Consider the following 21,337-nt stretch of genomic DNA (forward strand, 5'->3'; position numbering starts at 1 on the left):
CGTCCGGACCATGCGTGCCCTGACCGAGCCCGAGATCCGCGCCTCCTTCGTCAACTGCTCGAAGGGCGAGGCCAAGCGGCTGCCCGTCCCGCGCGAGCTGGCCGAACAGCGCTGGGACGACCTGGACTTCCTCGGCTGGCGGGATCTCGGCGCACCCGACCGGGCGTACCTGGTCGCCGAACTCGACGGAGACCTGGTCGGGGCGACGCTCCGCTCCCCGAACGTCCGGCGCAGCCTGACCAGGACGAACGTCTGCTCGCTGTGCATCACCGCCCACCAGGGCAGCGGCGTCTCGCTGCTCACCGCCCCCCGGGCGGGCGTCCGCGGCCGCGAGGGCAACTCGGTCGGCACCTACATCTGCGCCGACCTGGCCTGCTCGCTGTACGTGCGCGGCATCCGCCGCCCGGCGACGGTCAGCCGCCCGAACGAGTCCCTCCCGCTGGAGGACCAGATCGCCCGGACGGTCACCAACCTCGACGCCTTCCTCCGCCAGATCCTGGCGGCCTGACGCCCCGCCCTACGCGGACTTGTACTCCACGGTGAGCAGCGCGCGGCCCAGCGCGTGCGCGGTCAGCGCGAAGCCGACCTGCGCGGCGGGGGTGTCGCGCTCCACGCCGAGGCTCGCCACGTCCAGGGCGTGCACCACGAATACGTAGCGGTGGGCCGGCCCGGGCGGCGGGGCCGCCCCGTCGTAGCGGTGGCCGGGGAAGTCGGTGCGGACGTGGAACGCCCCGCCGGGCAGGTCGCTGTCCTGCGCCCCGGCGCCGCGCGGCAGTTCGGTGGTGTCGGCCGGCAGGTCGACGGCCAGCCAGTGCCACCAGCCGGCCCCGGTCGGCGCGTCCGGGTCGTAGCACGTCACCGCGAACGACCGGGTGCCCGCCGGGAAGCCCGACCAGGACAGCTGCGGCGACTGGTTCCCGGCCGCGTACACGTGCGCGTCCGGCATGGTCGTCCCGTCCACCAGGTCGGAGCTGCGCAGCTCGAACCTCGGCACCGGCGGCAGGAAGTCGTACGGAAGCGGGATGCGGCCGGTCATCGGTGTCCTCTCGCAGCGGTTCGGGGTACGCCGGGCAGTCTACGGAGCGTCAGGCCCGGCCCAGCGCCTCGACGGCCAAGCCGAGTACCGTGTCGGTCCGGCCGAGGTCGAAGACCAGGTCGAAGTGGTTGCGGCCGCCGACCAGCAGTTCCCGCACCGGCACTCCGGCGGCCCGCGCGGCGTGCGCGAACTCGGCCTGCTGGCGGGCGAATTCGCCGGTCTCGTACTCGCCGAGCGCCACCACCAGCGGCGGCAGCGCCGCCAGGTCGGCGAACAGCGGGCTGAGCCGGCGGGCCCGTTCGGCGTCCAGCCCGAGCGGCTCGTTGACGTAGCTGAGGGCGATCGGTTCCAGGTCGTAGACGCCGCTGAGCAGCGCCGCCCCGGCGATCCGCCCGCGCAGCCGCCCGTCGAGCAGTGCGGTGGCCGCCAGGTGCGCGCCGGCCGAGCTGCCGCTGAGCACGATCCGCTCGGGGTCGACGTCCAGTTCGGCGGCGTGCTCGACCAGCCACACCACCGCCTCGGTGACCTGCGCGGCGATCTGCTCCACCGTCCAGGTGGGCGCCAGCCCGTAGCCGACGGCGGCGTACGCGGTGCCCCGGGCGACGAAGTCCAGCGCGGGGAAGACCGAGTCCTCCTTGCCGAGCTCCTGCCAGTAGCCGCCGTGCACGAAGATGTGCAGCGGCGCGCCCGGCACCGCCGGGAAGAAGTCGATCAGTTCCGGCCCGTCCGCCCCGTACCGCAGCTCCCGGTGCCCGGGCAGCTCCCGCAGCGCTCGCCCGCTCTCCCGGGTGTACGCGGCGAGCTCCGCGTCGAAGTCCGCCACCCGGCTGCTGGGCGAGTACTCCCGATCGAGTTCCCGCTGGTCGAATCCCCGGTAGACCGCCACCTTGCCGCTCCCCTCACAACCAGGTATAGACCAATATGGGAGGCCGCGGTTAGCGTGGTCACTCCCTGTACTTCCTTCTCCGGAGTTGCCCTGTGGAGACGTCCGTCCTCGCCTTCGCCACCGACCTGCTCGACGAAGGGGCCGACACCTTCTTCGGCAACCTTACCGACCGGGCCGGCGTCGGCGGAGTCACTCTCGCCTCCGTCTACCACGAGGCCCGCGACGTCTTCCCGCACAACCCGCACCGGGTGCTGCGCTACCTCGAACCCGGCGCCGCCTACTTCCGCCCCGACCCCGCCCGCTGGGCCGGCCGCCGCCTCGCCCCGCTGTCCTCCACCGCCATCGGCACCCGCGACCCGTTCGCCGAGGCCACCGAGGAGACCCGCCGACGCGGCCTCAAACTGCACGCCTGGACGGTGTTCTGCCACAACGACCGGCTCGGCTTCGCCCATCCCGACTGTGCCCCCGCCAACGCCTTCGGCGACCGCCACCTCACCGAGCTCTGCCCCGCCAACCCCGAGGTCCGCGAGTACTGCCACACCCTGGTCGAGGAACTCGCCCGCTACGGCGTGGACGCGATCCGCGCCGAGTCCCTGCACTTCCACGGCCTGGCCCACGGCTACCACCACGAGCGCTACTTCGAGCAGCTCGGCCCCGTCACCGAGGCCCTGCTGTCGATCTGCTTCTGCCCGCACTGCCTGGCCGCCGCCACCGCCGCGGGCGTCCCCGCCGAACACGTCCGCGACACCGTCCGCACCGAACTGCGCGCCCGCCTCGCCGACGAGGACCGCGCCCTCACCCCCGTCCCGCTCGATGAGCTGGCCGGTGGCGCCCTCGCCGCCTACATCGACGCCGGCGCCCGCACCGTCACCGGCCTGGCCGCCGAACTCGCCGCCACCGCCGCCGCCCACGGCATGCGGCTGACCTTCATGGACGGCGGCGGCCCCGGCACCGGCTGGCTCTCCGGCATCGACCTCCCCGCCCTGGCCGGCGCCGCCCACCAGATCGAGACACTCGGCTACGCGAAGACCCCCGAGGCCGTCCGCGAGAAGGTCGCCGCCTTCGCCCTGCACGGCGTCCGCCCCCAGGACATGGCCGTCATCCTCCGCCCGATGTCCTCCGACTGCGACGGCCCCGCCAACCTCGCCGCCAAGATCAGCACGCTCCGCGAGCTCGGCGTCCCCGAGGTCGAGTTCTACAACTACGGCCTGATGAGGCTCTCCTCGCTCGACCGGATCGGCGCCGCACTGCGCTGAGGCGGAAAGTCGGTCACCGTTGGTCCCGCTTGCTGCGCCCGCCATGTCCCAAACGGTAGGCTTTCCGTGTGATCTTCAAGCGCATCGGTAACGGGCGGCCGTACCCGGATCACGGCCGGACCAGCACCCGCCAGTGGGCGGACGTCGCGCCGCGTCCGGTGCGGCTCGACCAGTTGGTGACCACCAAGGGCCAGTTGGACCTGGAGACCCTCCTCGCGGAGGACTCCACCTTCTACGGGGACCTCTTCGCCCACGTGGTGAAGTGGCGCGGTGACCTCTACCTGGAGGACGGGCTGCACCGAGCCGTGCGGGCCGCCCTGCAGCAGCGGCAGGTTCTGCACGCCCGGGTACTGGAAATGGACTGACGCACCGCCACCCGCCACCGGCTGCAACCGATGGTCGGTGTCGGTACGTCCTTTCGAGTGCCGTCGTCCCCCGGATGATGATCATCCAGTACCTGTGTCGCTGTAGTCGGATTAATCTGCTGACTACCACGGCTCACGCGGCCACTTCCCATGGCCGCACCGCGGTCACCGGCACCCCACCCTGGCACCTACGGGGAGACAGACCATGAGCATGTTGACTCCCCGGGGCTTGAAGGGGAAGCAGTACCGGATCACCGGCAACAGTTACCCCCGCCTCGGACGTCCCCCGCGTCGCGGCCGCAAGGTCGTCGCCGCCGTCGGCGGAATCCTCGCCCTCGGCCTGGTCTCGGTCGGCGGCGTCCAGCTCTACGACGTGTTCACCGGCAAGAACAAGAACAGCGCCGCGCAGGCCTGCGCCTCGGCGAACCCGTCCGGCAAGCCGCTGGCCGCCCCGGAGGGCTCTCCCTCCGCCGGCGCCGCCGACTCGCCGGGGGCGGCCCCCAGCAGCACGGCCGTGCCGCAGCCCGCGAGCGTCACGGTGAACGTCTACAACGCCACCGACAAGTCCGGTCTGGCGGCCAAGACCGCCGACGAGCTGAAGAAGCGCGGCTTCCAGGTGGGCAAGGTCGGCAACGCGCCGACCGCCCTGGACAAGAAGGTCCCCGGCACCGCGCAGGTGCTGAGCGGCCCCGGCGGACTGGGCGCGGCCACCCTGCTGGTCTCCCAGGTCGCCTCCGCCACCAGCACCGAGGACGGCCGCACCGACAACACCGTGGACCTGGTCATCGGCGACACCTTCAGCGCGCTGGCCGACCCGACCCAGGCCGCGGCCGCGCTGGCCGAGCTCATCAAGCCGTCGCCCAGCCCGGAGCCCCGCAACTGCTGACCGGCCGAACAGCCGTACACGACGAGATCCGGCCGGAAACGGAAGCCCGTTCCCGGCCGGATCTCTTGCGTTCGAAGGACGCCTCGCAGGCCTCAGCCGGCGGTGCCGTACAGGCGGTCGCCCGCGTCGCCGAGACCCGGCACGATGTAGCCGTTCTCGTTCAGGCGCTCGTCCACGGCCGCGGTCACCACGGTGACGGGCTGGCCGGCCAGCTCGCGCTCCATCACCTCGATGCCCTCGGGCGAGACCAGCAGCACCACGGCGGTCACGTCGGTGGCGCCCCGGTCGAGCAGCATCCGGATCGCCGCGACCAGGGTGCCGCCGGTGGCGAGCATCGGGTCGAGGACGTAGACCTGCCGGCCGGAGAGGTCGTCCGGCATCCGGGTCGCGTAGGTGGAGGCCTCCAGGGTCTCCTCGTTGCGGACCATGCCGAGGAAACCGACCTCGGCGGTGGGCAGCAGCCGGGTCATGCCGTCGAGCATGCCGAGGCCGGCCCGCAGGATCGGGACCACCAGCGGGCGCGGGTAGGACAGCCGGGTGCCCTGGGTGACGGCGACCGGGGTGGTGATCTCGACCGTGTCGGTGCGGACGTCCCGGGTCGCCTCGTACGCGAGCAGGGTCACCAACTCGTCGGTGAGCCGCCGGAAGGTCGGCGAGTCCGTGCGCTCGTCGCGCAGGGTGGACAGCTTGTGGGCGACCAGCGGGTGGTCGACGGCGTGGAGGCGCATGACAACGACGATAACGGCCGTCGGCACATCTGTACGACTTCGCTGGGTCGGCGGCGACCCGCTGTGACCTGCCTGGAGTCCCCCTGGAAACACCGATTCCCGGCCGCCGCTGTGGTATCGGCGGGTGACATCTGGGAAAGTCGGAACCTATGAAGAGCAACCCGACGCGGGCATCGACCGCCGGCGCGGGCGGGTCCGGCTCGACAGACGAGTCCCGTCCGGAGTCACCGGCCGCTGAGAAGACAGCCGGCCAGGAGACCGACGCCGAAACCACTACGGACGCCGACGCGGACCGGCGCAGGCGCCGGGCCGTGTTCCTCCGCGAACTGGCCGAGGCCCGCGAACTGCGCGCCCGGGTCCAGCCAAGACGCACCAAGGAACGCCGGATGCGCGAGGCCATGCGGATGCGAACCTTCCGGATCTGAGCCGTCCGGGGACGCGCCCGCCCCACCGTCGCGCCCCGCAAGCCCCCGTCCGCCCCCGCCCGTGGGGCGTTCGAGGGGCATGATCCACGCCCGGAGCGGCCGGAAGCAGGCCATTCCGACACGACCTGCGAAGACGCGCTGCCGAACACCCCCCGCAGCGGCGGCCTTTCTGTCACGATGCGGTGGGACGGTCCGAACAGCGGACCGCTCTTCTGGCGCGGGGGCGGCCGGACCGCACCCGCCCGAGATCGCCGACAGCCGAGACCAATCTTGGGAGTGTCCCTGGTGGCGTACTTCGCTGCAGTGCTTGCTCGCACCGGTGCCGGGTGGGATGTGAGCGAGACCGAACTCGACGACGTAGAGACCCTGGCCGACCTGACCGACCTGGCCCGCGAAACGGCCGAGGACGACGACACCGTGCTGGTCTTCATCGAGCAGGAGGACGCCTGGTTCGCCGTCCTGCGCATCGACGGTGAGGACGACCCGCGGATCTTCGTCTCGGACGCGGCCGCCGCGGCGCGCAGTTCGTACGGCTCGGTGCTCACCGACGAGCTGATCGAACAGGACGGGGAGGCCGACTTCGACGACCTGGACGGCCTGGTGGCCGGACTCGACGAAGAGAACGCCGCGAGCGACGAGGACGACGAGACCGACGAGGACGACGACGAGCCGGCCGACAACCGGGGCGCGACCCCGGTCGGGCCGATCGGCGACTCCGAACTGCTGAGCGAGTTCGGCCTCGGCCAGGCCGCGCTGCTGGAGCTGGCGGGCGAAGGCGCGGCGCCGGGCGACGCGCTCGGCGAGATCGCCGAGGCGCTCGGCTGCGGCGAGGTCCTGGAGGCCGTTCGTTAGCGGCGGGCCCGGTGGCCGACACTGGGTCCATGCAGCACGCCCCCGCCCCTTCCAGCACCCTGGGCGACCGGCCGCGGATCGCTCCGCTGCCCGCCCCCGAACGCCCCGACCCGGTCCGCGACCGGTGGCGGGACCAGATGCGCCTCGCCATCGCCGAGGCCGCACTGGCCACCGCGACCGGTGACGTCCCGGTCGGGGCGTTCGTGCTAGGCCCGGACGGCTCGGTGCTGGGCCGGGGCCACAACGTCCGCGAGGCGGTCGGCGACCCGACCGGGCACGCCGAGGTGGTGGCGATCCGTCAGGCCGCGAACGCCGTCGGCGAATGGCGCCTGAGCGGCTGCACCCTGGTCGTCACCCTGGAACCGTGCACCATGTGCGCGGGCGCGATCGTGCTGTCCCGCCTCGACCGGGTGGTCTACGGCGCCCTCGACCCGAAGGCCGGCGCGGCCGGCTCACTCTTCGACGTCCTCCGCGACAACCGCCTCAACCACCGCCCCGAGGTCATCCCGGGCGTACTCGCCGACGAGTGCACCGCCCAACTGCGGGCCTTCTTCGACACCCAGCGCTGACCCCCGCCGCCACCCCCCGCGGATACGGATTTCGTCCGTCCCCGGGCATCCGGTAGAGTTCCCCTCGGTAGCGTGTCCGAGCGGCCAAAGGAGCACGCCTCGAAAGCGTGTGTGGGGGCAACTCCACCGTGGGTTCGAATCCCACCGCTACCGCTCGCGAAGAGGCCCCGACCATCAGGTCGGGGCCTCTTCTGTATGTCCCTGGCGTCAGTCACCGGGCGGGTCAGCCGCGGCGGCGGGCCCAGCGGAGGGTGAACAGGCCGGCCACGCCGAGTCCGGCGGAGAGCAGCAGCGGGACCAGCGGGGAGCCGCTACCGGTCTTGGGCAGCTCGCCCGGGTGGTTCGGGCGCTCGACCGGCTTCTTGGTCGGCTCCTCGGACGGGTGCTCGGTCGGGTGCTCGGTCGGCTTCTCGGAGTGCGAGGGCTTGGGCGACGGCGACGGGCTGGGGCTCGGCTCCTCGGCCCTGACCGCGATCTCCTCCTGGGCGGGCGGCGAGGTGACGGTCCGTTCGGGCGCGTTGCCGGTGGCGTGCGCGGTGTTGCGGACCACTCCGGCCTTCGCGTCGGCCTCGGTGACGGTGTACGACCCGGTGCAGGTGGTGACCGCGCCGGGCGTCTCGGCCGGGGTGAGCGTGGTGGACTCGCACGTCACGTCGGTCAGCCGGTCGTCGAGCACGGCGAGGTCGGAGACGGTCCGGTCGGTGGTGTTGGTCACGGTGTACGTGTAGGTCGCGGTCTCACCGGCCAGGTACTCCCGGCTGTCGTCGACGCGCTTCTCCAGCAGCAGGCCGTAGTTGTCGGTCAGCGGCAGGGTGTGGTCGGCCTCCGGGGAGGTGACCGGTCCACTGTCCGAGTCGCCGTTGGCGACGGCCACGTTGGTGATGAAGCCGCGCCGCACGTCCTCCTCGGTGACGGTGTAGCTGCCGGTGCAGGTGACTGTCTCGTCCACGGCCAGCGTGGTGGTCGGGCAGCTGATCGCGCCGACCTGCGGGTCGGTGACGACGAGGTCGCGGATCTCGCTGCCGCCCGCGTTGGTGACCACGAACTGGTAGGGCACCACGGTGCCGGCGGTGACCGGGTCGGGCAGCGGCGTGGTGCGGTCGATCTGCTTGACCAGGTCCAGCTGGGGCAGCGGGTTGACGCTGCGGGCGACGACGTTGCGCAGCAGGTGCACGTCGGTGAAGTCACCGGTGGACGAGGCGAAGCCGAACTTGTAGGTCGCGGGCACCGGTTGGGGCGCGGGGGTACTGAGCACCCGGACCGGGCCGGAGCCGAAGTCGACGTCCACCTCGACCTGCGGGTCAGGGGTGGGCGTGACGGTGACGGTCACGGTGCGCTTGCTGGGCAGCAGCGCGATCTCGGCCTGCTCCGGGGTGATGCCGGGCGGCAGGTCGGCGGCGGTGGTCGGGCCCTGCAGCTCGCCGGGCAGGGTGGAGGGCCACGGCGGGGTGGTGGTCTGGTTGCTGGTGGTCGCGGCGAGGTAGCAGTACCCGGTGGTGCCGTTGCCGGGCCCGCGCAGGGTGATCACGTTCGGTCCGGGCGCGGGCACCCGGAAGCCGGTGCCGGCCGGGGAGCGCTCGCCGGGCGGGCACCCGTTGCCGCGGTGCTCCCAGTCGCCGAAGTAGTTGCCGAGGACGTCGAGCCCGACGCCGAGGTAACCGTCCTCGACGCCCGGGATGAACGGGTTGGCCGGGTTGTCGTCGGGCAGCTTCTGGGCGTACCCGAGGCTGCCGCCGTACGCGCCGGGCCGGGTCAGCGGGGCGGCGCCGTCCACCAGGAAGAACGAGATGCCGTCGGCGGGCCGCGGCTCGGTGGGGTCGCCGCCGTACTGCCACTGTTCGAACGAGACCTGCATGCCCTCGTGGGCGGGCAGCGCGCGCTCGTACAGCACGGCGGCGGTGCGGTCGTGGCCGGCGTCGGTCAGCTGCAGGTAGCCGTGCGGGGCGCCGTTCTCCGGCGGGACGGGGCCGGTCTCGACGCGCGGGCAGCCGCCCAGCGGGTGCGGGTCGCTGCCCGGCGGAGTGCTGGTGGCGGGGGCGCCGGTCAGGCAGGCGCCCGAGGTGGCGACGAACGCCGGGTCGGCGGTCGCGCCGGTGAAGGTCTCGGACACCAGCAGAGTTCCGGAGCCGGCCCGTGGCACGGTCGGCGCTACTGCCGCCGATGGCAGGGCGGCCGGGCCGAGGGCGGCCAGGGCGCAGGCCACGCCCGCCAGGAGTCTGCGGCCGGTCCAGCTGGGCCGGAGGGTTTTCAGCACTTCTCGTTCCGCCTTCCTGCGGCGCTCCGCCGGGCCACCGCCCCGTCGCGGACGCGCGCGTCTGCTGTCGACGTCTCGCAGTCGACCCGTCCGAACGGCGAGTCGAGGCCCGGACACGCGCGCGACCGCCGGTAAGTACCCGCCCGGTCCAGCGCCCGGCGGCCTTCGGAGTGGAAACCCGGGCCGTCCCGTTTTTCCACGGGCCGTCGTGCACCGACGGCTCATTTCCGGTTGCCGGGGCCGCAGTTGAGGGGATGATGCGGGCATGGGGAGTACGCGGTGGCGCTGGATGGTGTGGGTCGGGGCCGGGATCTCGGTGGTGGGGCTGGTGTTCTTCCTGTGGGAAGAGGGGCTGGACCGGGCGAATCAGTGGGCCGGCGTACTGGGCCTGTTCGTCGGCTTGGCGGGCCTGGTCCTGTCGGTGACGGGCGGCGTGCGCGGCCGCGGCGGTGGCCAGTCCGCGGACGGCGCGGCGGTCGGCGGATCGGTGCGGATGGTGCGCGATGTGAAGGGCGACGTGGTGATCGGGGGCGGCGCCGCGCCCGGCCCCGTCCCGGACGCCTCGGCGACGCCCGTCACCGACGCGGCAGGTGACGGGCAGTCGGCGCGCGGGATCCGCGCGGGCGGCGACCTGAACCTGGTGGACGGGGTGGAGGGTTCGGTCCGGTTCGGCGAGCAGCAGCAGCCGTGAGCGGATTCTGGCGCCGGCTGCTCGGCGCGGAGGGCACCGCGGCCGACGGCGGCCAGTCCGCCGAGCACGCCACCGCGGGCGGCGACCTGACGATGATCCAGCACGCGCAGAGCGTGCAGATCACGGTCGGCGCCGCACCACCGCCCCCGGGCGACCTGGACGGGGCGCGCCGCCGGCACGCGGTGCGGCTGCGCGAGCGCTACCACCGGCTGGACCTGGAGGTGCTGACCCCGCTGTCGGAGCAGGACGAGCACCCGGCGGTGCACCTGCGCGAGGTGTTCGTCCCGCAGCTGGTGCGGGCCGACCCGCCGCCGGTGGAACTGCCCCGCGAGCTGCTGAAACGTCTCACGGAGACCGGCGAGCTGGACCCGGGCCGGCTCCCGCCGGGCGTGGAGCGGGAGACGGTGCGCCGGGTCCGGGAGGCCTACCGGCGCCGCCCGGCCGTCCCCGTGCTGCCGCTGCTCGCCGGGCCGGACGGCCACCGGGCGGTGCTGCTGGGCGACCCCGGGTCGGGGAAGTCGACACTGGCCCGGTTCCTCGGCCTGGCACTGACCGAGCCGCTGCTGCACCCGGACACCGCCGTCCCGGAGCAGGTCGCACCGCTGGCCGGCCGGCTGCCGCTGATCGTGGAGCTGCGCCGGTACGCGGACCCGGAGTGGCGGGAGCGGACCTTCGAGGACTTCCTGGCCCACCTGCACGGCACCGAGGGCCTGGGCCTGCCGGCCGACCTGCTGGAACGCCAGCTGACCGAGCACCCGGCGGCCACCCTGGTGGTGTTCGACGGCCTGGACGAACTGTTCGACCCGCAGGTCCGGGAGACCGCGAGCCGGCGGATCGCCGCGTTCGCCGCCCGCTACCCGCAGGTGCGGGTGCTGGTGACGTCCCGGGTGATCGGCTACCGGCGGGAGCCGCTGGACGCCGCCGGGTTCGGGCACTACATGCTGCAGGACCTGGACGCCCAGCAGATCGACGCTTTCGCGGCCCGCTGGTACGCCACCGCCTGCCCCGGCGACCCGGTGGAGGCGCAGCGGCTGCGCCGGCGGGTGACGGCGGCGGTGGCGTCCTCGGCACCGGTGCGGGAACTCGCGGGCAACCCGCTGATCCTGACCATCCTGGCGATCATCGGCCGCCGCCGGGAGCTGCCCCGGGACCGCCGCACGGTGTACGAGCACGCGGTGGCGGTGCTGGTGGAGCACTGGGACCCGAGCAAGTACCTGCAGGACCGGCGGGTGGACGGCGGGATGCCGTACCTGGCGTCCGAGGACCGGCTCGAGCTGCTGCGGCTGGTGGCGCGGCGGATGCAGGAGGGCGGCGACGGGATCGCCGGGAACCACATTCCGGGGCGGGTGCTGCTGGCGTCCTTCGAGAGCTACCTGCGGGAGCGCTACGAGCTGCCGGCCGACCGGGCGGCGCCGGTGGCGCGGGCGATGCTGCAGCAGTTCCGGGAGCGGAACTTCATCCTGAGCCGGTTCGGCGGCGAGGTGTACGGCTTCGTGCACCGGGCGTTCCTGGAGTACCTGGCGGCGTCCGACATCGCCTACCGGTTCAACCGGGAGCGGTCGCTGACGGAACACCAGTTGCTGGAGGGCGTGTTCGCGGCCCGCTGGCGGGACCCGGCGTGGCGGGAGGTGCTGCTCCTGCTGGCGGGCGAGCTGGACGAACGGTTCGTCGGCGAGGCGGTGTCGCGGCTGCTGGCGGCGGCCCCGGCCCTGCCGGGGGCCGGCGACCCGGTGCCGGAGTGGCTGGTGCTGGCGGTGCGCTGCCTGGGCGAGGTGCGCAAGCTCGGGCTGGTGACGGCGCAGAGCGAGGCGGTGGTGGACGCCCTGGTGGCGCTGTTCGAGGCGTACGCCGCGGAGGGTTCGACGGTGCTCCCGGGCGACACCGTGGAGGCGCTGGACGGTCTGCGGCCGGTACTGACCGGGCTCGGGCCGCACTGGGTGGGGCGGGAGCGGTTCCTGCGCTGGTACCTGGTGTACGGGCACCACGCGCAGCGCGAGTCGCCGCTGCCGGCGGTGGGCGCGGTGACGGCCCGGCTGGCGTGCGCGCTGCTGCTGAACGATCCCCGCGGACCGGCGGTGCTGCGGGCCTGGGCCGAGCACGGCTGGTCGCCGGCGCAACGGGCGGCGGCGTTCGCTGCGCTCGCGGAGGGCTGGGCGGGCGACCAACGGGTGGGGGCGTTCGTGCGCCGCCGGATAGAGGAGGACCCGGATCCGCTGACCCAGGAGGCGGCGGTGGCGGCGCTCGCCGACGGCTGGGCGGGCGAGGCGGCCGGCGGGGCGTTCCTGCGGGCCCGGGTGGCGTCCGCGCGGGGCGAGAACCGGCTGAACGAGATGCTGGCGCTGGGCAAGGGCTGGGCCTGCGACGGCCCGGCGCAGCAACTGCTGCGGGAGCTCGCGGCGTCCGACCCGCAGCCGGAGCTGCGCGGGCTGGCGGTGTTCGCGCTGACCGTGAACGAGCGGGTGGGCGGCGCGCTGGCGGAGTTCCTGCGCGAGCGGGTGCGGAACGACCGGGATCCGGGAGTGCGCGGGCTGGCCCTGCAGGCGATCTGCCTGCAGCCGGCCGAGGATCCGCGCAACGCGTCGTTCCTGCGGCTGCTGGCCGGCGCCGACAAGGACCCGCGGGTGCGGGTGGCGGCGCTGGCCGGACTGGCCCGCGGCTGGGCGGGCGACCCGGAGGTGGCGGAGTTCCTGCGGCTGCGGGTCGCCCAGGACCCGGATCCGATGGTCCGCCGGCGCACCCTCGCCGTCCTGGCGCACCGCTGGGCCGGCGACCGGCAGGTGGCCGAGCAGCTGCGCGGCTTCGTCGCCGGGGACGGGCAGCCGGAGGTGCGGGCCTTCGCCCTGACGCTGCTCGGGCAGGGCTGGGCGGGCGACCCGGAGGTGGCGGAGTTCCTGTTCGAACGGGCCCGGGCGGCGGACGGGCACGGCCGGGCGCAGGCGACCGGCGAACTGGCGGCGCACTTCGCGGACAACCCGGAGCTGGACGCGTTCGTCCGGCACGAGGCGGTGCACTCGCCGGACCCGCTGGTGCGCGGCGCGGTGCTGACCGCGCTGGCGGACCGCCGCTCGCCGAGCGCGCAGGCCCGGGCGCTGTTCCTGGAACGGGCGGTGGCCGACCCGGACCCGCGCACCAGGGATCTGGCACTGGTCGCGGTGGTGCGCTGCTACGACGGCGAGGAGCGGGCCGGGATGCTGCTGCTGGCGCGGGCCGCGCACCTGCGGGACGCGGCGGTTCGGCTGTCGGTGCTGCGGACGCTGCTGGCGCACCGGCCGGACGATCCGGCGGTGCGGGCGATGCTGCGGGAGCGGGCGGTGGCCGACTCGTCGGCGCCGATCCGGGCGATCGCCCTGCACGCCCTGTCCCGCGACCGGGCGGCCCGACCGTCCGGTCTGCTGCGCGAGCGGGCGGTGGCGGACGCCGATCCGCTGCCCCGCCGGGTGGCGCTGCGGGCACTGACGGCCGACCCGGACGTGGCGGAGTTCCTGCGGCTGCGGGCGGTGGCGGACGGCGACGAGGAGGCGCGGATAGCGGCGCTGCGGGCGCTGGCGTTCGCCTTCCCGGGGCCGTCGACGGTGGACCTGCTGGCGGCCCGGGCGCGGGCCGAACGGCTGCCGGCGGTGGCGGTGGAGGCTGCCCGGCTGGGCGAGGCACTGCGCACGGCGGCGGCGCCGTGGACGGCGAACGGCCCCGCGCTCCCGGGCGGTTGACCACCGTGCCTCGGGAGTGCGGGGCCGCCGCTCCGCGGAGGGGGCAGCAGCTCCGGGGGAACGAGCTGCTGCCCCGGGCGGAGGTCCCACAACCGGGTCCGCGTCGGGGGGAAGCCGCGGTGCCCGGTCCCACAGCGGGGACCTCCGGATCGCCGTACCGGGGATTCCTGCCAGATCCTCGGTACATGAACCATCCTGCCGCGCCCCCGTGGCGGCCACACCCGGAGAAAGCCCCGTCCGAGCAGGACCTTCGTCCTGGCGGGTGAACAAGGCCCTCACTTCTTGCGCCGTCCGGTGGATAAGCTGCGGGTGGCAGGGCCGTGCGGGGAGAGGACCACGGCCCGACTCAGGGAGGCAGGCCCGTTCGATGGCTCAGGCGAAGAAGGTGGCCATGTGGATTGTGGTCATCTTCGTCATCTACACGATCATCACCTCGCCGGTGCGCGCCGCCGAGCTGGTGCAGTCCGGGTTCGTCGGGATCTCCGACGCGGCCAAGGCGGTCGGTTCTTTCATGACCGGACTGGTCCGCTAGTACCGTTTGCGGGGTTCGTCCTTCGGGGGCGCTCCCCTGCCGGGGCGTGCCCTCCTGATCCGCGAGGAGCGGCATCGTGATCCGGCACCTGGTCCTGTTCAAGCTCAACGAAGGCGTCGGCAAGGACGACCCGCGGGCCCTGGCGGGCGCGAAGGCGTTCGCGGAGCTGGGCGCGCTGATCCCGGAGCTGCGCGAGTGGGAGTGCGGCTGGAACACCACCGAGCGGGACATCGCCTACGACTACGCGATCAACAGCCTGGTCGAGGACCGCGAGGCGCTGGCCGCCTACCTCGGCCACCCGGCCCATCAGGCCGCCGCCGGGCAGTGGAAGACCTTCGCCACCTGGGTGATCGCCGACCTGGAGGTCTGACCGCCCGCCACCCCCGCCGTACACGCACCACCACCGCGACCCCCGGCCTGCCGACCAGGCCGGGGGTCGCGGCATGCTCCGCCGAATGCTCCACCGGCCGCCAACACGCCTCGGCCGGGTACTTGCCCGGCCACAGAGCGACTTGTGATGCTATGACCGGTTTTGCCGGAAATTTTGGCGAGGTGGTTCAGAGGGAGGGGTGACGTGTCCGTGCGGACGCAGGGCAGCAGTGCGCCGGAGGACCGGGCCGAGGAACTGCCGGACCCGCTCGAACTGGCCGCCCGCCGCCCCGGCGGCCGCGGCACGATCGACGTCCGGACGCTCACCCGGGTGCTGTTCGAGCGGCTCACCGAACTGCCCCCCGGCGCCTCCGAACGCTCCCGGGTACGAGCCGCCCTGATCGAGATCAACATCCCGCTGGTCCGCTACGCCGCCACCCGCTTCCGCAGTCGCAGCGAACCCATGGAGGACATCGTCCAGGTCGGCACCATCGGCCTGATCAACGCCATCGACCGCTTCGACCCGACCCGCGGCGTCCAGTTCCCCACCTACGCGCTGCCCACCATCCTCGGCGAGATCAAGCGCTACTTCCGCGACAACGTCCGCACCATGCACGTACCGCGTCGGCTCCAGGAACTGTGGGTGCAGGTCAGCGGCGCCATGGAGGAGCTGACGGTCACCCACGGCCGGGCCCCCAAGGTCCCCGAGATCGCCGCCAACCTGCGCATCCCCGAGGAGGACGTCCGGGCCTGCCTGGACGCCGGCCGCGCCTACAACGCCGCCTCGCTGGAAGCCGCCCAGGAACACGAGGGCGGGCTCGCCCTGCTGGACCGGCTCGGCTACGAGGACTCCGCCCTCACCGACGTCGAACACCGCGACATGGTCCGCCACCTGCTGGTCCAACTCCCCGAACGGGAACGGCGGATCATCATGCTGCGGTTCTTCGCCAACCTCACCCAGTCGCAGATCTCCACCGAACTCGGCATGTCCCAGATGCACGTCTCCCGGCTGCTGTCCCGGATCCTCACCCGGCTGCGCACCGGCAACTCCTGGGAGGAGTGAACCGCCCGCCGCTCACCGCAGGGTGACGACTCGCCACGATCGGGTTTGCCGGGGCCGGTGATCCGGTATTGAGCAGGAGGACACGGCAGTCGGGAACCGCCGTTCGGCGGCACCCGTTCGACAGGCAGTCACAAGGGGGTGGGCGCGTGTTCACAGAACAGGGCAGTGCGGTCATCGAGTCCGTCGTCGTACCGATCCCGGCCCAGGCCGGTCCCGCCGAGGCCCCCGATCGGGCGCTCGACACCCGTACGCTCTCGCGCTCGCTGTTCCGCCGGCTCGCCGTCCTGGAGCCCGGCAGCGCCGAACACGGCTACGTCCGGGACACCCTCATCGAGCTCAACCTGCCGCTGGTCCGGTACGCGTCCGCGCGTTTCCGCAGCCGCAACGAGCCGATGGAGGACATCGTCCAGGTCGGCACCATCGGCCTGATCAAGGCCATCGACCGCTTCGACCCCGAGCGCGGCGTCGAGTTCCCCACCTTCGCCATGCCCACCGTGGTCGGCGAGATCAAGCGCTTCTTCCGCGACACCAGCTGGTCGGTGCGCGTCCCGCGCCGCCTCCAGGAGCTGCGGCTGGCCCTCACCAAGGCCGGCGACGAACTCTCCCAGCGGCTCGACCGCTCCCCCACCGTCCCCGAACTCGCCGCCTACCTCGGCGTCTCCGAGGACGACGTGGTCGAGGGCCTCGCCGTCGGCAACGCGTACACCGCGAGCTCCCTCGACTCCAGCCCCGCCGAGGACGACGGCGGCGACGGCCCGCTCGCCGACCGCCTCGGCTACGAGGACCTCGCGCTCGAAGGCGTCGAGTACCGGGAGTCGCTGAAGCCGCTGCTCGCCAAGCTGCCGCCGCGCGAGCGCCAGATCATCATGCTGCGGTTCTTCGGCAATCTGACGCAGTCGCAGATCGGCGAGGAGATCGGCATTTCGCAGATGCATGTCTCGCGGCTGCTCACCAAGACGCTCGCGCACCTGCGGGAAGGCCTGACGAGCGAGTGATCAGTGGCTCCGGGGGCAGCGGATGGTCGTGTTGCGGCGGGTCAGGACGGGGACCGGAAACGGCAGAACGCAAAACGCCCTGTTGATCCCCCGCAGACTTGGCCCCGCCGTTCCCCGGGCCCCTGGAATCGCACCCCCTGCCCCTAGATGGTGCAAGTGGTCCTGATTGCCAAGAGGTGATCGTCCGTCAGGCCGAGGCCGTCGTGCCAGAAGGCTTCGAAAGTGGGCCAGCCGCGGGTGAGTTCTTCGAAGGCGGCGTCGAGGTAAATCGTTTCAGCACGGGCCAGGGGGCGCAGCAGGGGGTCCACGCGGGCGATTCGCGTCGCGGAGCGGTCGTTGGTGAGGAGGTAGTCGGCGAGGACGGCCTCGCGGCTCACGCCGAGGGCGGTGAGCAGGAGGGCGGCCGTCCAGCCGGTGCGGTCCTTGCCCGCGGTGCAGTGGAAGAGGACCGGGCCGCCGTCCGCCTCGGCGATCAGGCGGAGCACGGTGGCGAAGCGGGAGCGGGCGACCGGGTCGGTGACGAACCAGCGGTACATCGAGGTCATTATCGCGGTGCCGCGGCCGTCGCCGAGCATGGTGTGCATCGCGTCCGGTTCACCGCTGCCCAGGGCACGTTGCAGGTCCACGTAGAGGTCGAAGTCGGCGGAGAAGACCGGCAGGTGGTGCAGGGCCGGGCCGAGTCCGTCCGGTGAGAGCACGGTGAGGGTCGCGGCGGCGTCCAGCGGGAGCACCGCGGTGGGCAGGCCGGGGACCAGGTCGGCGCCCAGGTGGCGGACCTCGTCCAGGCTGCGCAGGTCGACGACGTGCCGGAGGCCGAGCGCGCCGAGCAGTTCGCGGTCGCGCTCGCCGAGCCGACTCAGCGCGTCGGTGCGCAGCAGCAGGCCGGGCCGGACGGTGCGGCCGTCCGCGGTGCGGTAACCGCCGAGGTCACGGGCGTTGACGGCGGCCGTCAGGCCGAGGCTGCGGGCGGTCTCGGTGGACGGCGCGGACACGGGGCCTCCTGGCGGGCTGCGACGGTTGCCGCCAGTGTAGGCGCGCCGCGGCGCGGGACCGCCCGGGGTGTCCGGCCGGTCCCGGGAGGGCGGGTTTCGCGGGTTACTTGACGGCCAGCCAGATCACGCCGACCACGACCGCCAGGGCCACGATGGCCCCAATGACGATCACCGGGGTGCGGTTCGACGAGGAGTTGCTGCCGTAGGTGGTGACGGTGCCCGGGGCCTGCGCGGCCGGGGCCTCGTCGACGAACGCCCGGAACATCTGGGTGGAGCCGGCGGGGTCGTAGTCGTTGTCAGCCATGGAACGGGACTCTAGCCAACCCTGACGGCCCGCCGACACCCCGGACCCCACTGCGGGCCCATCTGCACGGAGCCCTCACCTCGAACGACACCCGGGTGAACAACCGGTCGCGGCGGAATCATCCAGGCCCCGAACGGGTTGTCCTTGGGCATGACTTCCACTGACGCCCCTCGGGTTCCCCTTGGTAACTCCGACCTGTCCGTGTCCCAACTGGCCCTCGGCGGCAACGTGTTCGGCTGGACGGCCGACGAAGCGCAGTCCTTCGCGGTGCTCGACGCGTACGCCGCGGCGGGAGGCAATTTCGTCGACACCGCCGACGGCTACTCGGCGTGGGTGCCGGGCAACTCCGGTGGCGAGTCCGAGACGGTGATCGGCAACTGGCTGCGCAGCCGCGGCAACCGGGAGCAGATCGTCATCGCCACCAAGGCCGGCATGGCGCCCGGCATGGACAACCTGAAGCGCGACACCGTGCGGCGCGCCGTCGAAGGCTCGCTGCGCCGGCTCGGCGTCGAGCGGATCGACCTGTTCTACACCCACCGGGACGACCTGGACACGCCGGTCGAGGAGATCGTCACGACGCTGGACGAGCTGGTCCGCGAGGGCAAGGTGCGGGAGCTCGCCGCGTCCAACATCGGCGCGCAGCGGCTCGCCGCCTCGCTCGAGTTCGCCGCCCGCGAGGGCCTGGCCCGGTACGTGGCGGTGCAGCCGCACTACAACCTGGTCTCCCGCGACACCTACGAGGGCGAACTGGCCGGGGTGGCCGCCGCGCACGGGCTGTCCGCCGTCCCGTACTACGCGCTCGCGTCCGGCTTCCTGACCGGCAAGTACCGGCCCGGCGCGCAGGTGGACAGCTCCCGGGCGCAGGGCGCGTCCCGGCACCTGGAGACCCCGCGCGGTCTGCGCGTGCTGGCCGCGCTGGACGAGGTCGCCGCCGCGCACGGCGCCGAGGTCGCCACCGTCGCGCTGGCCTGGCTGGCCGCGCAGCCCACGGTCGCCACGCCGCTGGCCAGCGCCCGCACCGTCGAGCAGCTGCCCCCGCTGCTGGCCGCCGCCACGCTGCGGCTGACCGAGGCCGAGCTGAAGCTGCTGGACGGCGCCTCCGCCTGACCTTGCGTCAGCATGCCGACGGCGCCCCTCCCGCAGCCGTGGGAGGGGCGCCGTCGGCATGACCGGCCGGGTCAGGGGCGGCCGAAGAAGTCCGGGTAGTACCCGCTGCTCAGCCGGGAGACCCGGACGTCCTTGCCGGGGCGGGGGGCCTCCACGTACGTCCCGTCGCCGAGGTAGATCGCGACGTGGTGGATGCCGGAGACCCGGCCGTTGCCCGACCAGAAGATCAGGTCGCCGCGCTTGAGCTGCTTCGAGGTGATCGGCGTGCTGGCCCGGTACTGGTCGTCGGCGACCCGCGGCGTCGAGACGCCCGCCCGGCGGAACGCCTGCTGGACCAGGCCCGAGCAGTCGAAGCCGTTCGGACCGTTGCCGCCCCACACGTAGGGCTTGCCGACCTGCGCGAGTGCGTACGAGACGGCCGCCTCCACCCCGCTCGCGGCGGGCGCGGAGGGCACGGACTGGCCGGAGGAGGAGCCGCCCCCGCCGGTGCGGGACAGGTACACGTCGTAGTGGCTGGTGTAACGCCACTCGCCGGCCGCGTTCCTGAACCAGTAGACCTTGCCGTCCCAGCCCTGCCGGATCCCGCCCGAGGACTGCGCGGAGCTCGAACTCTGCGACGACGGCTGACCCTTGGCGCCACCCGTGCGCTCAAGGTAGACGCTGTGCCACTTGGTGTAGCGCCACTCGCCGGCCGCGTTCTTGAACCAGTAGACGCTGCCGTCCCAGCCGGGACCGGACGGTGCGGGCATGGCGTGCGCGGTGCTCGCGCCCAGCCCCAGACCGACGGCTCCCGCGCCGGCCAGAACAGTGGTGGCCAGACAGGTCGAACGGACGGCCCGGTGTATTCGGCTCGCCCGGTCGGACGCGTCGGACGCGGCGGCGCGCGGGGCCGGGCGGTTGCAGTGCGGGCAGCGGCAGGCTGCGGCCCCGTCGGCTTCGGCGAAGCCCAGCAGCGGGGCGCCCGACCAGTCGGGCAGATCAGTGGGGTCGGTGGATATGGAGGCGAGCACGGTCGTCACGCGGGTTTCCCTTCCTTGCGGCCCGGCCGGGCGGCCGGTGCGGGCACCGAGGCGGTCACCCCGGCCGGGGCGACGAACGCGACCAGCAGCTGCTCCATCAGGGCGCTGCGCGCGCTGTCGTCCAACTCGTGGGCGGTGGCACGCTCCAGGCGGCGCACCGCGAGCGCCGCGGCCTCCACCGCGTCGTCCACCAGGACCGTCCGTAGCCCGGCGTCCAGGTCGGCGAGGCGGCGGCGCCGCATCGACTCGGCGACCTCCGGCGCGTAGTCCAGGGCCAGCGGCTGCACCGAGTACACCTCGATGCCCGCCGGGGCGGTCTCCGCCGCCAGCGCCCGGGTCAGCTCGTCGGCGAACCACTGGCCGTCGCGCAGCGCCGGTCCGGGAGCGGAATTGGAGTCGCAGGGCAGAGCCGAGGCGGTTCGGGTGAGAACGGCCTGCACCTGCTCGCGCAGATACGTTTCGTGGTCGGCGATGCCCAGGGTGACCCGCGCGGTGTCCTTGACCCGCCACACGATCAGCACCCGCACCAGCAGCGGGGTGCCGGTCCGGTCGGTGACGTGCACCGCCTCGCTGCGCCAGTGCCGCAGCCGGACGTCCACCCGGCGGCGGCGCACCATCGGGTTCACCCACAGCAGGCCGGTGCGGCGCACCGTGCCCCGGTAGCGGCCCCAGCGGGTCAGCACCCGGGTCTCGCCGCCCGGGTTGGACAGCAGCCCGGCCAGCGCCACCATCATCGCCAACCCGATCGCGCTGATCGTGGCGATGGTCCGGTCGTCGGCCACCGCCCCGTCCGCCTTCGCGGCCGCCGTGCGGACGTCCGGCAGGCCGGACAGGTGCGGGACCACACCGGCCCGGGCCAGCACCAGCAGCACACCGGCCACGCCGAGGATCAGCGCCAGCAGCGGCAGCCAGCCCGGCAGCGTGAACGCCGGGCGCTCGCGCAGCGACTGGTCGGCGCGCGGCGGCCGCCGGTGGGTCGCGGCGTCCGCGACCGTCGGGTGGGCCGAGGACTCGGAGCGGTCCGCCGGCTCGACCACCGGGAGCTGCTGGGTCGGCGCGCCCCGGTCGAGTTGCTCCTCGACGGGGGCGGCGGTCCTGATCAGCGGCTTGTGCACCGCCTCGGCGACCGCCTTGGCCAGTTGGGTCGCGCCGACGGGGTCGGCGGGGGGTTCGGTGGCGGAGGGCCAGGAACGGGGTCGCGGCGACGAGTCGCGGGTGACGTCCATGCACGTGTCCTAAGGGTCAGAGTGTCGCGCAACGGGCGGCCCGGAGCTGACGGGCAGTGCCGGGGACCCAGGCTA

At 73.5% G+C, this 21,337-nt stretch carries 22 protein-coding genes and 1 tRNA gene; 15 read left to right on the top strand and 8 right to left on the bottom strand.

Annotation, left to right across the window (positions count from 1 at the left end; all coding sequences use genetic code 11):
- The first annotated feature begins 10 nt into the window (after positions 1–10).
- Complete coding sequence (locus ACIHEI_RS06730) at positions 11–508, top strand: FBP domain-containing protein (protein WP_387639418.1); 498 nt, start codon at positions 11–13, stop codon at positions 506–508.
- Positions 509–517: 9 nt separating this feature from the next.
- On the opposite strand, the gene ACIHEI_RS06735 is transcribed toward ACIHEI_RS06730, so the two are convergent.
- Both ACIHEI_RS06735 and ACIHEI_RS06740 read right to left on the bottom strand, forming a co-directional pair.
- Positions 518–1,036 (bottom strand): YbhB/YbcL family Raf kinase inhibitor-like protein, encoded by a 519-nt coding sequence (locus tag ACIHEI_RS06735; protein WP_387639420.1) that lies wholly within the window; start codon positions 1,034–1,036, stop codon positions 518–520.
- A gap of 49 nt (positions 1,037–1,085) precedes the next feature.
- Positions 1,086–1,922, bottom strand: a complete 837-nt coding sequence (locus ACIHEI_RS06740; protein WP_392949064.1) for an alpha/beta hydrolase — start codon at positions 1,920–1,922, stop codon at positions 1,086–1,088.
- 92 nt (positions 1,923–2,014) lie between these two features.
- On the opposite strand from ACIHEI_RS06740, the gene ACIHEI_RS06745 reads away from it, so the two are divergent.
- The 3 genes from ACIHEI_RS06745 (at position 2,015) to ACIHEI_RS06755 (ending at position 4,429) form a co-directional block, all read left to right on the top strand.
- Positions 2,015–3,178, top strand: coding sequence for a hypothetical protein (locus ACIHEI_RS06745; protein ID WP_396605913.1), 1,164 nt, complete (start codon positions 2,015–2,017; stop codon positions 3,176–3,178).
- Between the two features lie 68 nt (positions 3,179–3,246).
- The gene (locus ACIHEI_RS06750) at positions 3,247–3,543 is read left to right on the top strand and encodes a type II toxin-antitoxin system VapB family antitoxin (RefSeq protein ID WP_014136828.1); all 297 of its coding nucleotides are present in this window, start codon (positions 3,247–3,249) and stop codon (positions 3,541–3,543) included.
- A 205-nt stretch (positions 3,544–3,748) separates the two neighbouring features.
- A complete protein-coding gene (locus ACIHEI_RS06755; RefSeq protein WP_392949057.1) occupies positions 3,749–4,429 on the top strand; it encodes a LytR C-terminal domain-containing protein in 681 nt (226 codons plus the stop codon).
- Positions 4,430–4,521: 92 nt separating this feature from the next.
- Here ACIHEI_RS06755 and upp read toward each other — a convergent pair whose 3' ends face one another.
- The gene (gene upp / locus ACIHEI_RS06760; RefSeq protein ID WP_387639430.1) at positions 4,522–5,157 is read right to left on the bottom strand and encodes a uracil phosphoribosyltransferase; all 636 of its coding nucleotides are present in this window, start codon (positions 5,155–5,157) and stop codon (positions 4,522–4,524) included.
- A 149-nt stretch (positions 5,158–5,306) separates the two neighbouring features.
- Here upp and ACIHEI_RS06765 point away from each other — a divergent pair, with 149 nt between their 5' ends.
- The 4 genes from ACIHEI_RS06765 (at position 5,307) to ACIHEI_RS06780 (ending at position 7,156) form a co-directional block, all read left to right on the top strand.
- Positions 5,307–5,582, top strand: coding sequence for a hypothetical protein (locus ACIHEI_RS06765; protein WP_392949054.1), 276 nt, complete (start codon positions 5,307–5,309; stop codon positions 5,580–5,582).
- A 285-nt stretch (positions 5,583–5,867) separates the two neighbouring features.
- Positions 5,868–6,434: a hypothetical protein gene (locus tag ACIHEI_RS06770; protein WP_396605914.1), complete on the top strand. Its 567-nt coding sequence runs from the start codon at positions 5,868–5,870 to the stop codon at positions 6,432–6,434.
- A 29-nt stretch (positions 6,435–6,463) separates the two neighbouring features.
- Entirely contained in the window at positions 6,464–7,003 is a 540-nt protein-coding gene (gene tadA / locus ACIHEI_RS06775) for a tRNA adenosine(34) deaminase TadA (RefSeq protein WP_387639438.1), read from the top strand.
- Positions 7,004–7,069: 66 nt separating this feature from the next.
- Positions 7,070–7,156, top strand: a tRNA-Ser gene (locus tag ACIHEI_RS06780).
- A 70-nt stretch (positions 7,157–7,226) separates the two neighbouring features.
- Here ACIHEI_RS06780 and ACIHEI_RS06785 read toward each other — a convergent pair.
- Positions 7,227–9,257: a hypothetical protein gene (locus ACIHEI_RS06785; protein WP_396605915.1), complete on the bottom strand. Its 2,031-nt coding sequence runs from the start codon at positions 9,255–9,257 to the stop codon at positions 7,227–7,229.
- Positions 9,258–9,522: 265 nt separating this feature from the next.
- Between ACIHEI_RS06785 and ACIHEI_RS06790 the strand changes: the two genes are divergently transcribed.
- The 6 genes from ACIHEI_RS06790 (at position 9,523) to ACIHEI_RS06815 (ending at position 16,614) form a co-directional block, all read left to right on the top strand.
- Positions 9,523–9,948: a hypothetical protein gene (locus ACIHEI_RS06790; protein ID WP_396605916.1), complete on the top strand. Its 426-nt coding sequence runs from the start codon at positions 9,523–9,525 to the stop codon at positions 9,946–9,948.
- Positions 9,945–13,655: a HEAT repeat domain-containing protein gene (locus tag ACIHEI_RS06795; protein WP_396605917.1), complete on the top strand. Its 3,711-nt coding sequence runs from the start codon at positions 9,945–9,947 to the stop codon at positions 13,653–13,655. Before ACIHEI_RS06790 ends, ACIHEI_RS06795 begins: the two co-directional genes overlap by 4 nt.
- 367 nt (positions 13,656–14,022) lie before the next feature.
- The gene (locus ACIHEI_RS06800; RefSeq protein ID WP_189273132.1) at positions 14,023–14,187 is read left to right on the top strand and encodes a hypothetical protein; all 165 of its coding nucleotides are present in this window, start codon (positions 14,023–14,025) and stop codon (positions 14,185–14,187) included.
- A gap of 76 nt (positions 14,188–14,263) precedes the next feature.
- Complete coding sequence (locus tag ACIHEI_RS06805) at positions 14,264–14,557, top strand: Dabb family protein (protein WP_387639447.1); 294 nt, start codon at positions 14,264–14,266, stop codon at positions 14,555–14,557.
- Between the two features lie 204 nt (positions 14,558–14,761).
- A complete protein-coding gene (locus ACIHEI_RS06810) occupies positions 14,762–15,619 on the top strand; it encodes an RNA polymerase sigma factor SigF (protein WP_387639449.1) in 858 nt (285 codons plus the stop codon).
- A gap of 173 nt (positions 15,620–15,792) precedes the next feature.
- Positions 15,793–16,614, top strand: coding sequence for an RNA polymerase sigma factor SigF (locus ACIHEI_RS06815; protein ID WP_396606187.1), 822 nt, complete (start codon positions 15,793–15,795; stop codon positions 16,612–16,614).
- A 143-nt stretch (positions 16,615–16,757) separates the two neighbouring features.
- Here ACIHEI_RS06815 and ACIHEI_RS06820 read toward each other — a convergent pair whose 3' ends face one another.
- Positions 16,758–17,606 (bottom strand): tyrosine-protein phosphatase, encoded by an 849-nt coding sequence (locus ACIHEI_RS06820; RefSeq protein WP_396605918.1) that lies wholly within the window; start codon positions 17,604–17,606, stop codon positions 16,758–16,760.
- 103 nt (positions 17,607–17,709) lie between these two features.
- Complete coding sequence (locus tag ACIHEI_RS06825) at positions 17,710–17,910, bottom strand: hypothetical protein (RefSeq protein WP_387639454.1); 201 nt, start codon at positions 17,908–17,910, stop codon at positions 17,710–17,712.
- A gap of 150 nt (positions 17,911–18,060) precedes the next feature.
- Between ACIHEI_RS06825 and ACIHEI_RS06830 the strand changes: the two genes are divergently transcribed.
- The gene (locus ACIHEI_RS06830; protein ID WP_396605919.1) at positions 18,061–19,017 is read left to right on the top strand and encodes an aldo/keto reductase; all 957 of its coding nucleotides are present in this window, start codon (positions 18,061–18,063) and stop codon (positions 19,015–19,017) included.
- Between the two features lie 71 nt (positions 19,018–19,088).
- Here the strand turns inward: ACIHEI_RS06830 and ACIHEI_RS06835 are convergent, their stop codons facing one another.
- On the bottom strand, positions 19,089–20,036 hold the full coding sequence (locus tag ACIHEI_RS06835) for a C40 family peptidase (RefSeq protein WP_392949035.1): 948 nt from the start codon (positions 20,034–20,036) through the stop codon (positions 19,089–19,091).
- The gene (locus ACIHEI_RS06840) at positions 20,033–21,262 is read right to left on the bottom strand and encodes an SPFH domain-containing protein (protein ID WP_396605920.1); all 1,230 of its coding nucleotides are present in this window, start codon (positions 21,260–21,262) and stop codon (positions 20,033–20,035) included. The genes ACIHEI_RS06835 and ACIHEI_RS06840 overlap by 4 nt, the downstream gene beginning before the upstream one ends.
- Positions 21,263–21,337: the final 75 nt, after the last annotated feature.

It is taken from the genome of Kitasatospora sp. NPDC051984, from assembly GCF_044593455.1.
GTDB lineage: Bacteria > Actinomycetota > Actinomycetes > Streptomycetales > Streptomycetaceae > Kitasatospora.

Bases quoted from the DNA above. Each gene is read 5' to 3' on its own strand.
- ACIHEI_RS06730 (WP_387639418.1), top strand. From the start codon at position 11: ATGCGTGCCCTGACCGAGCCCGAGATCCGCGCCTCCTTCGTCAACTGC.
- ACIHEI_RS06735 (WP_387639420.1), bottom strand. From the start codon at position 1,036: ATGACCGGCCGCATCCCGCTTCCGTACGACTTCCTGCCGCCGGTGCCG.
- ACIHEI_RS06755 (WP_392949057.1), top strand. From the start codon at position 3,749: ATGAGCATGTTGACTCCCCGGGGCTTGAAGGGGAAGCAGTACCGGATC.
- upp (WP_387639430.1), bottom strand. From the start codon at position 5,157: ATGCGCCTCCACGCCGTCGACCACCCGCTGGTCGCCCACAAGCTGTCC.
- ACIHEI_RS06765 (WP_392949054.1), top strand. From the start codon at position 5,307: ATGAAGAGCAACCCGACGCGGGCATCGACCGCCGGCGCGGGCGGGTCC.
- tadA (WP_387639438.1), top strand. From the start codon at position 6,464: ATGCAGCACGCCCCCGCCCCTTCCAGCACCCTGGGCGACCGGCCGCGG.
- ACIHEI_RS06790 (WP_396605916.1), top strand. From the start codon at position 9,523: ATGGGGAGTACGCGGTGGCGCTGGATGGTGTGGGTCGGGGCCGGGATC.
- ACIHEI_RS06800 (WP_189273132.1), top strand. From the start codon at position 14,023: ATGGCTCAGGCGAAGAAGGTGGCCATGTGGATTGTGGTCATCTTCGTC.
- ACIHEI_RS06825 (WP_387639454.1), bottom strand. From the start codon at position 17,910: ATGGCTGACAACGACTACGACCCCGCCGGCTCCACCCAGATGTTCCGG.
- ACIHEI_RS06830 (WP_396605919.1), top strand. From the start codon at position 18,061: ATGACTTCCACTGACGCCCCTCGGGTTCCCCTTGGTAACTCCGACCTG.
- ACIHEI_RS06840 (WP_396605920.1), bottom strand. From the start codon at position 21,262: ATGGACGTCACCCGCGACTCGTCGCCGCGACCCCGTTCCTGGCCCTCC.